Origin of the sequence: Polaribacter tangerinus (assembly GCF_038024095.1) — a bacterium.
GTDB lineage: Bacteria > Bacteroidota > Bacteroidia > Flavobacteriales > Flavobacteriaceae > Polaribacter > Polaribacter tangerinus.
Genome location: NZ_CP150668.1, coordinates 374561 through 391481, shown reverse-complemented (window position 1 = coordinate 391481; position 16921 = coordinate 374561). Strand labels below are relative to the sequence as shown.

Annotated in this window: 12 protein-coding genes; 1 reads left to right on the top strand and 11 read right to left on the bottom strand. The window is 31.0% G+C overall.

Annotation, left to right across the window (positions count from 1 at the left end; translation table 11 throughout):
• The 8 genes from WHD54_RS01735 to WHD54_RS01700 all read right to left on the bottom strand — a co-directional run bounded on the left by WHD54_RS01735 (position 1) and on the right by WHD54_RS01700 (position 8825).
• Complete coding sequence (locus tag WHD54_RS01735; RefSeq protein ID WP_088322943.1) at positions 1–1236, bottom strand: DEAD/DEAH box helicase; 1236 nt, start codon at positions 1234–1236, stop codon at positions 1–3.
• Positions 1237–1325: 89 nt separating this feature from the next.
• On the bottom strand, positions 1326–1967 hold the full coding sequence (locus WHD54_RS01730) for an alpha/beta hydrolase (protein WP_088322942.1): 642 nt from the start codon (positions 1965–1967) through the stop codon (positions 1326–1328).
• A gap of 103 nt (positions 1968–2070) precedes the next feature.
• Positions 2071–3330, bottom strand: a complete 1260-nt coding sequence (locus WHD54_RS01725; protein WP_088322941.1) for a dihydroorotase — start codon at positions 3328–3330, stop codon at positions 2071–2073.
• On the bottom strand, positions 3327–5270 hold the full coding sequence (locus tag WHD54_RS01720; protein ID WP_088322940.1) for a BatA domain-containing protein: 1944 nt from the start codon (positions 5268–5270) through the stop codon (positions 3327–3329). The genes WHD54_RS01725 and WHD54_RS01720 overlap by 4 nt, the downstream gene beginning before the upstream one ends.
• A gap of 4 nt (positions 5271–5274) precedes the next feature.
• A complete protein-coding gene (locus WHD54_RS01715) occupies positions 5275–6759 on the bottom strand; it encodes a S10 family peptidase (RefSeq protein WP_088322939.1) in 1485 nt (494 codons plus the stop codon).
• 68 nt (positions 6760–6827) lie between these two features.
• Positions 6828–7592 carry a TIGR02757 family protein gene (locus WHD54_RS01710; protein WP_088322938.1) on the bottom strand — a complete coding sequence of 255 codons (765 nt, stop codon included), beginning with the start codon at positions 7590–7592 and terminating at the stop codon, positions 6828–6830.
• A 2-nt stretch (positions 7593–7594) separates the two neighbouring features.
• Positions 7595–8140 carry a CPBP family intramembrane glutamic endopeptidase gene (locus WHD54_RS01705; protein ID WP_088322937.1) on the bottom strand — a complete coding sequence of 182 codons (546 nt, stop codon included), beginning with the start codon at positions 8138–8140 and terminating at the stop codon, positions 7595–7597.
• Position 8141: 1 nt separating this feature from the next.
• Complete coding sequence (locus WHD54_RS01700) at positions 8142–8825, bottom strand: ABC transporter ATP-binding protein (protein WP_088322936.1); 684 nt, start codon at positions 8823–8825, stop codon at positions 8142–8144.
• Between the two features lie 303 nt (positions 8826–9128).
• Between WHD54_RS01700 and sucC the strand changes: the two genes are divergently transcribed.
• Positions 9129–10328, top strand: a complete 1200-nt coding sequence (sucC, locus tag WHD54_RS01695) for an ADP-forming succinate--CoA ligase subunit beta (RefSeq protein ID WP_088322935.1) — start codon at positions 9129–9131, stop codon at positions 10326–10328.
• Positions 10329–10441: 113 nt separating this feature from the next.
• Here sucC and WHD54_RS01690 read toward each other — a convergent pair whose 3' ends face one another.
• The 3 genes from WHD54_RS01690 to purL all read right to left on the bottom strand — a co-directional run bounded on the left by WHD54_RS01690 (position 10442) and on the right by purL (position 16908).
• Positions 10442–12214 (bottom strand): AMP-dependent synthetase/ligase, encoded by a 1773-nt coding sequence (locus WHD54_RS01690; RefSeq protein WP_088322934.1) that lies wholly within the window; start codon positions 12212–12214, stop codon positions 10442–10444.
• A gap of 157 nt (positions 12215–12371) precedes the next feature.
• Positions 12372–13181: a helix-turn-helix domain-containing protein gene (locus tag WHD54_RS01685; protein WP_088322933.1), complete on the bottom strand. Its 810-nt coding sequence runs from the start codon at positions 13179–13181 to the stop codon at positions 12372–12374.
• A gap of 43 nt (positions 13182–13224) precedes the next feature.
• Positions 13225–16908, bottom strand: a complete 3684-nt coding sequence (gene purL, locus WHD54_RS01680) for a phosphoribosylformylglycinamidine synthase (protein WP_088322932.1) — start codon at positions 16906–16908, stop codon at positions 13225–13227.
• Positions 16909–16921 lie beyond the last annotated feature (13 nt).

Here is a 16921-nt window from a genome sequence, read left to right as displayed (position 1 = left end):
TTAATACCATCTTTTTTTTCTTTTCTTTGAGGCCTCAGATTTTCTTCCTTTCTTATTTTTACTTACTGTATTTGGTTGCTTTTTTTTGTGTTTCGGTTTCGAAATTGGGTATGGATGATCAGAGATTACTTTTATGGTTCTTCCTAAAAGATCTTCTATTAATTTAACGTATGAATTTTCATCTGGTGAGCAAAAAGAGAATGCAATTCCCGATTTTCCAGCTCTACCTGTCCTCCCAATTCTATGAATATAGGTTTCTGCAACATTTGGTAAATCAAAATTAATAATAGCATCGACATTGGTAATATCAATACCTCTTGATGCTACATCTGTAGCAATTAAAATGGATGCTTTTTTGCTTTTAAAGTCTTCTATCGCTTGGTTTCTAAGAGCTTGAGTTTTGTCTCCATGAATGCTAGCTACATTGTACCCATTTTTACTTAGCGATTCTTCTAATTTGTCTACTCCGAACTTTGTGCGTCGAAAAATAATTATTTTTCCGTTTATTGTGTTTCTAAGAAGGTGTAAGCATAAATCTGTTTTATGTTTTTTTGGTAGATAATATAATAACTGACCAATGTTTTTTGAGGTAGTTTCGGTGGGGTTAATTTCTACAATTACTGGTTTGCTGATAATTCTTTTTGCCAAGTCTACAATTTTATCTGGCATTGTTGCAGAAAAAAGTAAGGTCTGTTTATTTTTAGGACAAGTTGCTTCAATTTTTTTTACATCTTCTATAAACCCCATATCTAGTAGTAAATCTGCTTCATCTAAAACAAATATTTCTACGTTACCTAAATCTACATGTCCTTGTTTTTGAAGATCAATTAATCGACCAGGAGTTGCGATTAAAACATCAACCCCTTTTGCAAGCATTTCTTTTTGCGGGTTTAAAGATACACCTCCATAAATAGCAGTAGTTTTTATGTTGCAATGCTTGCTAAAATTTTTAAAAGTATCTAAAATTTGTATCGCTAATTCTCTGGTAGGTGTAATTATTAACGACTTAATTTTTGATGAGTTTGATTCATCTACTTCTTTTCTCGATAATAACTCTATAATAGGTAATGAAAACGAGGCAGTTTTTCCTGTTCCTGTTTGTGCAGAGACAACCACATTTTTTTGTTCTAGTATAAGCGGAATTACTTTATGTTGTACCACTGTTGGTGTATGGAAGCGTTGTTCTTTTACTGCTTTTAAAATAGTAGAATTTAAGGAAAAATCAGAAAACTGCATAGATGTGTTTTTGTAAAGGTAGTTTTAATCCCTTTTTTTATTAATAGTTAAAAGAACTTTTTAAATATATTTATTTTTAGATTGTTGCTTTATAATTGCTCTTCAATCCATTTTTTAAAACTATAAAAGTTTTGAGGCGCAACACCGTGACCGACATTATACTCAGAATAGTTACATTTAAGTCCTTGTTTATCTAAAAATGGTTTTGTGTTTCTTGCCCATTCTATTGGTAAAACTTGGTCTACAATACCGTGCGAACTGTAATATGTTGTTTTGATAGTTTCTGAAATTTTGTCTGGCAACAACTCTTTATTTATATAACCACTTAGAGCGATTATATGTTGTACTTTGTTTGGGTAAAAAAAGCTTAAGGAGTAGCTGAGGATGGCTCCTTGGCTAAATCCTAACAGGAACGTCTTTTCTGAATTTGTATTGTATTTTTGTTTTATTTCATCAATAAAAGTGGCTATTTTATCGATTGATTGCTTTGCTTCTTTTAAGTCAGAGAATTTACCATTTATATCATCAAAATTAATTGAGTACCATGCATATCCGCCAAAACCCATAGAGAGTGGTGCTTCTGCACTAACTATTAAAAGTTCTTCTAGTAGTTCTTCAGAAAAAGAAAATAAGTCTTCTTTGTTGCTTCCGTAACCATGAAGTAAAACAAGCAATGGAGGGTTTTCGATATTCTTTTTTGGAGCCCTAACAATGTACTGTAAATTACTCATATATTTATAAATATTTATTTAAAAGAGGAAACGTATGAATTCGTTTTAAGTTTTTTTGGAATTGAAATTTTTAGTTTTAATTAATAGAAAAGTGTCGTTTTTTTTAATCATTTAAAACTAATTGGTTATTAGCGAAAATACCGTACACAATTCCCTTCATTTTTTTATTTAAAAAAGCGCTGTTTTTAGAAGTAGATAAAATATTTTTTTCTGTAAATAGGTATTCTTTTGTTGGGTTGAATAAAGAAATATCTGCGGTATTTCCTTCACTAATTCCTGTTTTTTCTAAATTAAAGATAGCCCTTGGTTTTGTGGTTAATGTGGCAATAAAATCTTCTAATTCTAAAACAGTAAGTAGGCTCCCAAATAAACTTTCTAGGCCAATAGTACCGTTTTTTGCTTGGCTAAACTCCATTTTTTTATGCTCTATATCTATTGGGTTATGGTCTGAAGTAATGTTGTCTATCACGCCGCTTTTAACGCCTTTAATTAGTGCTTTACAGTCATTTTTTGTTCTTAAAGGAGGGTTGGTTTTATAGAGGCTGTTAAAATTTTCTAAAGTGCTGTCTGTTAATGTTAGGTGATGAGCCGAAACGCTACAAGTTACTTGCAGTCCCTTCTTTTTTGCCTCTTTAATTAGTTGCACAGATTCGGCAGTAGAAATTGTAGGTATGTGAAGTTTTCCACCTGTATATTCTAATAAAAATAAATCCCTAGAAATTTGAATGTTTTCTGCAAGGGAAGGTATTCCTTTTAACCCTAACCTAGTACTGTTTTCTCCTTCATGCGCAATACCTTCACCAGCTATTTGATTATTTTTTGGAAAACTTTGGATAAGTCCGTTAAAGTTTTGAGCATATTGTAATGCAATTTTCATCAAATTGTCGTTGGTAACTGGTTTCTTATAATCATAAAAAGAAATAGCGCCAGATTGTTGCATATCGTAAAGCTCGGCAATTTCGTTACTACTTCTATTTTTAGTTAATGCACCAATAGGATAGAGCTTAGTTGCTGCATTTTTAGCACTATTAATTAGAAATTCTACACTACTTTTAGTGTCAATTACAGGATATGTATTTGCATTTACAGCAACACTGGTAAAACCACTTTTTGCAGCTACCTTTAGTCCGTTTTTTATTGTTTCTCGTTCTTCAAAACCTGGTTCTCCAAAAGAAACGCTAGTATCGAACCAACCACAAGAAATATGTAAGTTTTCTCTGCTTACAACAGTGTACTTTTTTTTGACAGGAATATTATCATCAATTTTTGCAATACAACCGTCTACGATTAAAAGGTCTTTTTTTTGACGATGAAACTTGCTTTCGCTATCTATGATTGTTGCAGATTTTATAAGCGTACTCATGGTTTAAAGAATTTTAAAATCAAAATTTCTAACAGCAAAGATACAATTGCTATGATTAAAAACCATTTCCATAGCCATTGAACTTCGTTATTTTTTTTTACTTGGTTAAAAAAAGAAGGGATGTCTTTATGTAATTGTATGTATTGGTTGTTTTTTGTAATCTCTTTAAGGTCTAAGAAATTGAGTAGGCTCTCTTCTTTTGGATTATTAAAAGCAATATTTTTTATACTTTTTCCTTTGATGGCAATGGTTTGGAATCCGTTTTCTACAATTTCGTCACTTGTAGATATGATTACTTTATTATAATAGGATTGTTGTAGAGGTATAATTGCTTTGTTTTTATTGTTGATTAAGGAAAGAACTTCATCTTTTTTTAATTTCGTTTTTACTTCAATTTTATTCTTTTTTCCTATTACATAAGCTAATTTACTATTGTTAAAACTCGAAATACCAATATTATAAAAAGTAGGTACTATTAATGGTGAATTTATAAAGTTACTGTTCTCTTTTTTTAAGGAACTACTAACAAAATAGATGTTTTTGTTAAGTAGGCTTATAAAAGGTTTGCCATTTTCTAAAGTTAAAATTTTACTGGATGTTTTATTAATGACAGGGTAGTAGCTCTCTACCATTGGATATTGAAAATTTGTTATAGTTTTTGTAAACACATTTTTAAACAAAGGATGGCTAAAATTGATTGTTGTAACTTTAAGTGTGTCTTTAACTTTTGGTTTTAAATTACCAGCGTTTAGTTTTTTAAACAAATTATTATAGGAGTCTATATCTATATTGTCATCTGGAATAATTAGTAGGGTTCCTCCTTTTTTTGTGAAATCTATAATTTTATCAGCAAAAATTGTGGGTATTTTTTCTAAGCTATTAAGCACTATTAATTGATGTTCTAAAATACCATTATAATCGATGTTTTTTAATGGTGAGTTGGTAAGTGAAAATTTAGCATCATTAAATATTTTTGAGATGAATTTTTGAGGATTTCCCACAGAGAGAATTCGTATTTTTTTGCTTTTATTAATTGCAAAATAGTACGTGTTGTCAAATTCAAAAATGTCGTTATAAGTTATTTTTACAGTTCCTAAAAATGATGTGAAGTTAGAGATGTTAAATTCAATTTTTTTAGTTTCATCTTTTGCAATCGAAAAGGTTTGTTTACTTACCAGTTCATAGTTGTTGTATAATGCAATTGGTACTTTGTCTGTTTTATTGCCTTGGTTTTTAATAGCAACAATTAGGGTTTTATTGTTGGGGTTTTTTGTAATAGTGTAAGCAGTATCTATAGAAATGTTGTAATTTAAAGAGCTTTTTCTTTTTACTACAGAAAAATAGTCTTTTACATTTGTAAACTTATTTTTGTAATTACCCTGAAAGTCAGATATTAATACAACATCATTTAAAGTTTTTATTTTGGTTTTTTTTTCTTGAAAAATTGAAAGTAAAACACTGTTAATATTTAATTGAAGAGGAGTAATTTTGATTTTAAGTAGTTCATTTTTTAGTTCGTTATAGTCAATTTTTTTAGAAAATGAATTGTTGGTAATAAAAGTATATGTATTTTTTTTTGAGGCATTTTCTATTATTTCTTCAATTGATTTTTTTAACAGATTTCCTTTGTCATCATTCGTATCTAAACTCAAAGAATTGTCTAAATAGATAAAAGTATGATTTTTATTTAGGGTGTTTTTTTTGCCAAAATAAGGTTGTGAAAAAGCAAAAAGTATCGCTGAAAGTAATAATAATCTTGTGCATAAAATTAGCCATTTTTTTAGGCGAGAACTTTTACGATTTTGTTGTTGCAGTTTTTTTAGAAAAGCAACATTAGTAAATGTGGTTTTTGCATATTTCTGTAATTGAAATAAGTGTATTAGAATAGGTATAATTAATAGAAATAAAAAGTATAAAACTTCAGGGTTTTTAAAATGCATTTATTTAGTATTTTGCAGACTTACCATTCGACAAACTATTAGAAATAAAGGTTCTTAAATCGTCATTAGATTTTTTTAAATCGTCATTTCTCAAATACATCATGTGGCCACTTCTATATCCTTTAAAGAAGAATCTATCTTTTAATTTTCCACTAGGATCTGTTTTCCACATGGTATATTTTGCACCAAAATAGGTGGTGGCACCATCGTAATAACCTGACTGTATAAGTACTTTTAAAAATGGGTTTTGTGCCATTGCTTGTCTTAATTCTTCTCTAACATTATTGTTTCTGTTGTCCCAAGGAGAAACATTTCCAAAAACATTGTATTTAACATCAGTTTTAAATTTAAGTTCTTCACGAATGTAATAGTTAATAGCTGGAGTAAAAGAGTGAAGCCACGAGGTTAATTCAGAATTGTAGTCTGTACTACTTCCGGTTTCTCTTTTATCGATACCAAGATATCTAGAGTCTAACCTACCAATTGTTTTTCCATTTTTGTCTCTTAACAATTCTTTCCAAAAAAAACTTGGTGAAACTTCTAAATTATTTTGCAGTATCACTTTACTACTTAAACCAGAGAATTTAGAAAATTCATTAGCAACTTTTTCTTTTTCGGAATTTTCTATAAAACCACCTTTTGCAATTGCTGGTAATAAAGTGTTTATGGCAAAATTTTCTGCCATAGGTAATATTTGTTCCAAATCTTGAGACTGTAAGTTTTCTGGTAGCATTTTATGGTACCAAGCAGCGGCTGTAAAGTAAGGTAGGTTTATAGCATAATCTACAGAGCTTTCTGTTCTTAAAACTTTATAATCTGCAGGTGAAACCATAATAACACCATTTAAGTACATCCATTCTTTATTTTGTAAAGCAGCAGCTAATCCCATAACTCTGGTGCCGCCATAACTCTCTCCAATTAAGTATTTTGGAGATTCCCATCTATTATTTCTAGAAATAAAAGTTGTTATCCAGCTGGCTAGGTATTTGATATCTGCATTTATTCCAAAAAATAACGACCTATCTAATTTTTCTCCTTTTTCTAAAACGGGTCTAGAGTAACCTGTGTTTACTGGGTTTATATACACAATATCAGCAACATCTAAAATAGTATTTGAGTTTTCTTTTACACCATAAGGCTGAATAGGAAAACCTTCTTCATCAATTTTAAGCACTCGTGGCCCAGTGTATGCAATATGCATCCAAACAGAGGCAGAACCAGGGCCACCATTAAAAGATAAAATTAGCGGCCTTTGTTCGCTATTTTTTACATCAGTTCTTTTGTAGTAGGTGTAGTATAAAGAAGCAATTACTTTACCGTTTTCGTTCCAAACAGGCTGCATTCCTGTGGTAGCAGAATAAGAAACTTTTACTCCTTTAACGGTAACGCTATTGTTGGTAACAATTGTTGTGTCTATAGGTATTCTGTTATCTTGTGCAACAATATTTAAACTTAAAATACACCCAATTATAATAGATAACCTTTTCATAATAATAGAATTTAAAAACTCTAATTTATTCAAAATAAAAGGATAAAAAAATTCTTGTTAATTATTAATTAAAACTTTTCGAAAACACCGAGTCCAAATAGTGCAAAATCATATTTTACAGGGTCTAAAGCGCAAAGTTCTCGTAATTTAGTATCCAACTCGGTTACAGCTTTCCAGTCGTTTTGTTTCCTGGTTAGTAATTTTAATTTTCGTGCTACATTGCCAGAGTGAACATCTAAAGGGCAGGATAGGTTAGCTGGATTATGAGATTTCCAAATTCCAAAATCTACCCCTTTGTTATCATTTCTTACCATCCATCGTAAAAACATATTGATTCTTTTTGCAGCAGAATTTTTTAAAGGGTCAGAAATGTGTTTAAGCGTTCTATTTTGATGTTCAATTTCAAAAAACAATTTCTTAAAATTATGAATACTCTTCGCATAAGTTTTTTCTCCTTTTTTAATTGATAAGCTATTTTCCAAGCCTCCATGAGAGTTATAAATATTTTTTAGAGAACGTATAAATTGTATAAAATCGCTTGCATTAAATGTTCTATGTACAAAGCTGTCTATGAGTTTTAAATCACTTTGTTGATGGTTTATAATAAAATCATAAGGCGAGTTGTCTAGCAACTCCATCATTTTATAGCCGTTCTTAATAATCATTTTTCGATTTCCCCATGAAATGATTGCTATTAGAAAGCCGGCAATTTCAATATCTTCTTTTCTAGAGAATAAATGAGGAATTTGAATAGGGTCAGATTCAATAAACTTTGGGTGATTATAAAGTGCTACTTTTTCATCTAAAAAGTCTCGAAGTGCTTCTTTTGTCATTTTTAAGGTTCTAATAAGCTTAGAATAAATACAATACTATTGTAACTACTATGTAATAGAATTGCCCAAAGTAACCCAAATTTAACTCTAATATATCCTAGGTAGAAACCCAATATAATTTGTGGAAGCACTAGAAAGAAAGAGAATAGTAGTGTGTTGGTGTTAATGTCGAAATTAGTTAAATGTACATATCCAAAAAGGAGAGTGAATGTATAAAAGGCTATTTTAAAAAATAAAGGTTTTTTAAAAGTAGTAATTGGGGCTCTAAAAAGAAGTTCTTCAAATAATGGTGCAATTAAAGATATTGCTATAAAATTTTGAAGGTTAGACATGTTTTTAAGCATTTCTTCTACCTTATGATTTTCCATATCTACAATTTCAAAATATTCAAAAACCAGAAAAATTGGAGATAATGCGAAGCTAGTAATAAGGCATATTAAAAGTATTAAAAAGAATTTTCTGCTTCGATATTTGTAGTTTGTATTGCTATCTTTTTCGTTAGTAGGTTTTTTTATGTAATTTATAATTTCAATAAAAGTTTCTTTCATCTTATGAGATTGAAGTATTTGATGGTTGTAAAATTTTACCGTCTTTCATGGTTAGTTTTCTGTCTGCCATTTCTGCAAGTTCTTCATTATGAGTTACCAAAACAAATGTTTGTCCGAATTTATCGCGAAGGTCAAAAAATAATTCGTGTAATTTTTTTGCAGATTCACTATCTAAATTTCCGCTGGGCTCGTCTGCTAAAATTACCGAAGGGTTATTAATTAAAGCTCTTGCAACGGCAACTCTTTGTTGCTCACCACCAGAAAGCTCGTTGGGTTTGTGATGTATTCTGCTCGAAAGGCCTAAAAAGGATAAAATTTCTAAGGCTTTTTTTTCTGTTTCAGAAGTTGTTTTTTTAGCTATAAATGCTGGGATACAAACATTTTCTATAGCAGTAAACTCAGGTAAAAGTTGGTGAAACTGAAAAATAAAACCAATTTCTGTATTTCTAAATAAAGAGAGTTCTTTATTCGATAATTCTTTTAGAGAATTGTTATTAATTAAAATTGAAAAATCTGCTGTTTCATCGGGTTTGTCTAGCGTACCTAATATTTGAAGCAGTGTTGTTTTACCTGCTCCAGACGGACCAACAATGGCAACAATTTCTCCTTTGTCAATATGTAAATCAACACCTTTTAAAACAGCAATATCACCATATTTTTTATGGATATTTTTACACGTTATCATTCATACATAATTTGTAACGAAAATATAAAAAAGAAATCATAATGCATCTAAAATTCGACTTCATTTCTTGTAGTTATTAGCTTTTTAAAGATTTTATTGAAGTATTTATTTTACAAACCAAATAAGTTTATGTGTAAACTTTAGAAATACGTTTACAACTTTCATTCGCAAAACAAGAAGGTGTATTTTTAATTATATGTAGTCGGTTAACACAAAATTATAATTGATAGGTTTTTTTCTTTAAAATATAATAATATTAACAACTGAATTTGTATTTTTGTGGACGTTTTAAACATTTATAGAATGAACTTACACGAATATCAAGGAAAAGAAATATTAAATAGTTTTGGAGTTAGAATTCAGAGAGGAATTGTAGCAAGTACGCCCGAAGAAGCGGTAACTGCGGCAAAAAAATTAACAGAAGAAACCGGTACAGGTTGGTATGTTGTTAAAGCTCAGGTGCATGCCGGTGGTCGTGGAAAAGGTGGAGGTGTAAAGCTTGCTAAAAACTTAGACGAAGTAAAAACTATTTCTAATGATATTTTAGGAATGATGTTGGTTACACCACAAACATCTGCTGAAGGTAAATTGGTAAATCAGGTTTTAATTTGTGAAGATGTTTATTATCCTGGTGATGAAGAGCCAGATGAATACTATATTTCGGTTTTGCTCAATAGAGCAACTGGTAAAAATATGATTATGTATTCTACAGAAGGCGGTATGGATATAGAAACTGTTGCAGAAGAAACTCCGCATTTAATTTTTACGGAAGAAATAGATCCTTTATTAGGAATTATGCCTTTTCAAGCAAGAAAAGTAGCCTTTAATTTAGGATTATCGGGAACGGCTTTTAAAGAAATGACAAAGTTTGTTACTGCTTTATACACTGCTTATATAAAGTCAGATTCAGCAATGTTTGAGATAAATCCAGTTTTGAAAACTTCAGATGCTAAAATTATGGCAGTAGATGCTAAGGTGTCTCTTGATGAAAATGCATTATACAGACATAAAGATTATGCTGCTATGAGAGATTTACGAGAAGAAAATCCTATTGAAGTTGAAGCAAAAGCAGCAGGTTTAAATTATGTAGATTTAGATGGTAATGTTGGTTGTATGGTAAATGGAGCTGGTTTAGCCATGGGAACTATGGATTTAATTAAAGAATCTGGTGGTGAACCTGCAAACTTTTTAGACGTTGGTGGTACGGCAGATGCTGCAAGAGTTGAAACAGCATTTGGAATTATTTTAAAAGACCCAGCTGTAAAAGCAATTTTAGTAAATATTTTTGGTGGTATTGTACGTTGCGATAGAGTAGCGCAGGGAGTAGTAGATGCGTACAAGAATATGGGTGATAAAATTACAGTTCCTATTATTTGTAGATTACAAGGAACAAATGCTAAAGAAGCCAAAGAGTTAATAGATAATTCTGGTATGAAAATAATTTCTGCAACAGAATTTCAGGAAGCTGCAGATAAAGTACAAGAAGTACTTCAAGTATCTTAATTACAAACTTAGTTTACTTATATAATAAAAAGCCTTGCACTAACTGTGCAAGGCTTTTTTTTTGTTGATATTATTGTGAATTTTTACTACAAATTATAAAATATTAGCAGTTATTATTCATAAATTTTAGAGTAAAGATCTTTATAAATTTCTTTAATAATTTCTCTTTTCATTTTCATAGTAGGTGTTAAATGTCCACCGTCTATAGACCAAACATCATCTGTAAGTTCAAAACGTTTTATTTGCTCCCACTTACCAAAATGAGTATTGCATTTGGTAACTTCTTTTTGAATTCTGTCTTTAACTATCTCAGAATTTGCAATTTCAGTATTTGATTTGCCTATTTTTAACTCTTTTTTATCAATCCAATCCCTAATAAAATCGAAATTAGGTTGAATTATTGCAGCTGGCATTTTTTCACCTTCTCCAACAACCATAACTTGTTCTATGAATAAAGATTGTTTTAAGTCTCCTTCCAATAATGGAGGTACCACGTATTTGCCTCCAGAGGTCTTAAACATTTCTTTTGTTCTACCTGTTATTTTTAGAAAACCATCATTGTCAATTTCTCCTTTATCACCGGTGTAGAAATAGCCATCTTTTAAAACTTGTGCTGTTTTTTCTGAATCTTTGTAATAGCCCATCATTACATTTGGCCCTTTTACAAGAATTTCTCCATTTTCGGCAATTTTTACCTCTACATCTTTAATAACCTTACCAACAGTACCTACTTTAAAACCATTATTTCTTTGATCGTTTACTGTTACTACTGGTGATGTTTCTGTTAAACCATATCCTTCCATAATTGGCATTCCTGCAGCAGTAAAAACTTTTGTTAGTCTTGGTTGTAAAGCAGCACTTCCCGAAACCATCAGTTTTAGTTCGCCTCCAAGAGCTGCCTGCCATTTAGAAAAAATAAGTTTTCTAGCTATACCTAATTTTTTTTCATAAAGCCAACCATTTTCTCCGTCTGGCTTATATTGAAGACCTAAATTAACTGCCCAAAAGAATAATCCTTTTTTTATACCAGATAAAGTTTCACCTTTTAAAATAATTTTATCGTAAATCTTTTCATATAGGCGCGGAACTGCAGTCATAACATTCGGCTTAATTTCTTGTGCATTTTCTGAAAGTTTCTCTAGTGACTCTGCAAAATATACTGAAACGCCACAGTATTGATAGAGGTATAAAATCATTCTTTCAAAGATATGACACACAGGTAAAAAACTTAAACCTTTGTCTTTACCATATTCTAGTGGTACGCGTTCTTTAGAGGCTAAAACATTACTTACAATGTTTTTATGTGAAAGCATAACGCCTTTGGGTTTACCAGTTGTGCCTGAAGTATATATTAGGGTTGCTAGATCTTCTGGTAAAACAGCTTTTTTTCTATCGTCTAATTCTTGCTGATTAGAAGTATCTTCGCCCAATTTTAAGATTTCCTCCCACGATTTTTCTCCCGCTATTTCATCAAAAGTAAAAACTTCTTTTATTTTAGTATTTCCTTTAATTTTATTGATTTTATCTAGCACCTCCTGATCTGAAACAAAACAATAAATAGCCTCTGAGTGATTGATTACATATTCATAATCTTCTTTACAAATTGTTGGATAGATAGGCACGTTTTGAGCACCTGTTTGCAATACACCAATGTCGCAAATATTCCATTCTGTTCTATTGGTAGATGAAATAATAGCTATTTTATCATTTGGTTGAACTCCAAGTTTTAATAAACCACGAGATATTTTATTTGCCTTTTCTATGTATTCTTTAGTAGAAGTGCTTTGCCACCTATTTTTGTATTTAGAGGTAAATGCTTTTTCTAAATTGTAGGTTTCTAGTTGGTAATAGGGAAAGTCAAATAATCTTTTTATTTCTATGGACATATCTTAAAAATTTGTAGTTGCAAAGTAATCATTTTACAACTATTTCACAAACACTAATATAATGTCAAAAAAATTAATGAATTGTTAATTTAAACTAAAAACATGTCAGATTACTATTATTATTTTAAAATTTTATAATTATAATTATCGGAGTTCCTTATTTTTTCAATGCTTTTTTTATAAGAGAGTACTCTTCATTAAAATATTTTTTAAAAGTTTTATCAGTAAAAAGTTTAAAGTCTTTAGAAAAGTGTGATTCATCATAATAATCATACATATATATAAGGTCCTTTAAATCTATTTGCTCTTTTTCAAATTTTCTCATCAAATTTAAAAAGCGTTGCAACTTTATATATTTTCCAGGTGTTAAACCTATCATAGTTTTAAACTTTGTTTCCAAAGTTTTTTGTCCGAAAGGAACTTTTTCTAAAATATCTAATACAGATAGTAATCCTTCTTTTTTATGAATTTCTTGGATCACTTTATCAATTATGATGGTACTTTTAGTTTTAAAAAGGGAGATAGAGCTAAGTAATAATTCTATTTGTTTAAAAAGATTTACAGGATCTGATTTGTAACGCAAAAATATGTCTTCAAACTGTTTAGATAGTTTGCTATTTATGCTACTAAAGTCTACATGTTTATTCTTGTACTTAGAAAGGTTTAGTTTAGTTATTTTATAAAGTGCTGTAGGTTTAAAACTAATGCCGCAGGTATAGCCTTCAGTGTCTACACACATTAAGTAAGACTTGTTAAATTGTCCGGTAAGAGTTAACCCTTTTAAAATTTGTTTATTTTTTTGTTGAATTGAATATTGATTATCTGAGTATATAAAAGACAAGCCAGAAAAACCCATCGGAATAATTCCGGTTTTTATGGGTACAATTTCTTTAGCGTATGAAACACTATAAAATTCTTCGACTAAATTAGCCGCTGATCCTGTATTGTAATATTTTAAATCTATCATTAGAAAAAATAAAATTCCAATTTATGAAAAAAAAGGGAAGTATTTATTTTTTATTTAAAATCCAATTTTTAGCATTACTAAATGCCTCTATCCAAGGCGATACTTCATCTTTTCTTCCGGCAGGGTAGTTAGCCCAATTCCATTGAAAAATAGAGCGCTCTATATGTGGCATAGTTACGAGGTGCCTACCAGTTTTGTCAGACATCATTGCAGTGTTAAAACTAGATCCATTAGGATTATTTGGGTATCCTTCATAACCGTATTTAGCAACAATATGATAGTTTTCTTCTGCCTCTGGTAAATTAAACTTTCCTTCACCATGAGAAATCCAAACACCTAATTCCGAGCCAGCTAAACTAGATAGCATTACCGAATTATTTTCTTGTATTTTAACAGAGGTAAATGAGCTTTCGTGCTTTTTGGAGTCGTTGTGAACTAACTTACCATGTGTTTTATGATCAGGATTTATAAGCTCTAATTCCATCCATAATTGTGCACCATTACAAATACCTACAGATAGAGTGTCTTCTCTTTTAAAGAAATTTGTGAGCGCTTTTTTAGCTTTTTCATTATATAAGAAAGCACCAGCCCAGCCTTTTGCAGAGCCTAAAACATCAGAATTTGAAAACCCTCCAACAGCACCAATAAACTGAATATCTTCTAGAGTTTCTCTACCAGAAATTAAATCGGTCATGTGTACATCTTTTACATCAAACCCTGCCAAATACATAGCATTTGCCATTTCTCGTTCAGAATTTGAACCTTTTTCTCTTAAAATGGCAGCCTTCGGACGAGTATTTGTACTTTCTATAACAGGTAATTTTCCAGTAAAATGTTCTGGAAAACGATACTTTAAAGGTTGTTTTTTGTAGTTTTCGTATCTTGTTTTAGCCAAGCCGTTTGCAGTTTGTTTAGTGTCTAATAGGTAAGATGTTTTGTACCAAACGTCTCTTAATTCTTCAACATTAAAAGAAAAAGTATCATCATTATTTTTAATTGTAACAACACCCTTATTATTTGCATTACCAATTTTAAAAGCGGCTATTCCTGCTTCTTCCAAAACTTGCTCTACCGAATCGTCTGCTTGAAAAACAATACCTGCATTTTCAGAAAATAAAACTTTTATGCTATCTTCTTCATTTAATGCTGATAGGTCAAAATTGGCACCTAAGTTAATTTCTGCAAAGCACATTTCTAAAAGAGTGGTAATTAAACCACCAGAAGCTACATCATGACCAGCTTTTATTTTTTCTGCTTTGATAAGTTTTTGTATGGTATTAAAAGTGTTTTTTACATACAATGGGTTTGTAACATCTGGAGCTTCGTTACCAACGGCATTTAGAGTTTGGTTAAATGAGCTACCTCCTAATTTATATTCATCTTGAGAGATGTTTATGTAGTAAATATTTCCACCATTTACTTGTAATACTGGTTCTACTACTTTGGAAACTTCATTACAGTTTGCAGCGGCAGATATAATAACAGTTCCTGGAGAAAGCACCTCTCCATCTGGATATTTTTGCTTCATAGACAAAGAATCCTTTCCTGTAGGAACGTTTATTCCTAACGCTATAGAAAATTCTGAAACAGCTTTTACTGCTTTGTACAAACGAGCATCTTCACCTTCATTTTTACAAGGCCACATCCAATTTGCAGATAATGAAACCGATTTTAAATTTTCTTTTAATGGTGCCCAAACAATATTTGTTAACGCCTCTGTTATTGAATTTCTACTACCAGCTTCAGATGCTATTAATCCTGCAATAGGAGCGTGACCAATAGCAGTTGCAATTCCTTCTTTACCATTATAATCTAATGCCATTACGCCAACATTGTTTAGCGGAATTTGTAAGCTACCAACACATTGCTGTTTGGCAACTTTACCGCCAACACATCTATCTACTTTATTAGTAAGCCAATCTTTACAAGCAACGGCTTCTAGTTGTAAAACTTGTTTTAGATATATCTCTAAGTTTTTTGTTTTATAACGAGGGTTTTTATAATTTCTGTTGATGTTGTTATCGTTAAGAATTGTTTTTGGAGATGAGCCAAACATATCTTCTAACGCCAAATCCATTGGCTTTTCTCCTGATTTTTTAGATTCGAAGGTAAAACGGTGGTCTCCAGTAACATTACCTACGGTATACATGGGAGATCTTTCTCTAGCAGCAATTTTTTCTAAAGTTTCTAAGTGTTTTTCTGCAATTACAAGTCCCATTCGTTCTTGAGACTCGTTTCCAATAATTTCTTTAGCAGAAAGGGTTGGATCTCCAACAGGTAGCTTTTCTAAATCTATATTACCACCAGTATCTTCTACTAATTCCGACAAGCAATTTAAATGCCCTCCGGCACCATGGTCGTGAATAGAAACAATAAAGTTTTCATCACTTTCTACCATTCCTCGTACAGCATTTGCTGCACGCTTTTGCATTTCAGGATTAGAACGTTGCACAGCATTTAACTCTATACCTGATTCAAATTCTCCAGTATCTGCAGAAGAAACTGCAGCACCACCCATCCCTATTTTATAATTTTCACCACCTAAAATTACAATTTTATCACCTTCTTTAGGAGTTTCTTTTAAAGCTTGTGAAGCTTTTCCGTACCCGATACCACCAGCTTGCATTATTACTTTATCAAAGCCCAATTTTCTTGGTTTTGCAATACTAGAAGAAGCATTTTCTTCATGTTCAAAAGTTAATACAGAACCAGCAATTAGTGGTTGCCCAAATTTGTTACCAAAATCAGAAGCACCATTAGAAGCTTTTATCAAAATATCCATTGGTGTTTGATATAGCCAATCTCTTTCTTTAAATTTTTGTTCCCAAAATCTATTTTCTTCTAAACGAGAATAAGAGGTCATATATACAGCTGTACCTGCTAATGGCAAAGAACCTTTTCCGCCAGCAAGCCTATCTCTAATTTCGCCTCCAGAACCCGTAGCAGCTCCGTTAAAAGGCTCAACAGTTGTTGGAAAATTGTGTGTTTCTGCTTTTAAAGAAATTACAGACTCAAAGTCTTTTGTTTCATAAAAATCTGGTTTGTCTGCAGATTTTGGTGCAAATTGCGTTACTTTAGGTCCTTTAATAAACGCAACGTTGTCTTTGTATGCAGAAACTATGCTATTCGGGTTTTCTTTAGCAGTTTCTTTAATCATTTTAAATAAAGAAGTTGGTTGTTCTTCTCCATCAATCACAAAAGTACCGTTAAATATTTTATGTCTACAATGTTCTGAATTTACTTGACTAAAACCAAATACTTCAGAATCAGTAAGTTTTCTTCCTATTTTTTTTGATACATTTTCTAGGTACAAAACTTCTTCATCGCTAAGAGAAAGACCTTCTTTTTGGTTGTATGCGTCAATATCTTCAATTTCTATAATGGCTGCAGGTGTAGTGTTTATTTTAAAAGACGTTTGATGAAGACCATTGTATTTTTCTGAAATCATAGGGTCGAAGTCGGTAAAGTGTTCTGATACAGCCTCAAATTCTTCAATTCTTATAATATCTTTAATCCCCATATTTTGGGTAATTTCTACGGCATTTGTACTCCAAGGAGTAATCATAGCTGCTCTTGGTCCTACAAAAAAGCCATCTATGCTGGTTGTGTCAATTTTTGGTTGTGCACCAAATAGCCAAGATAATTTAGAAATACTAGAAGCATTTATGGTTTTTGAAGTTTGAACCGCAAATACTTTATTGTTTACATTGCCAAAGAAATGAATCATTATAATTTGTTTG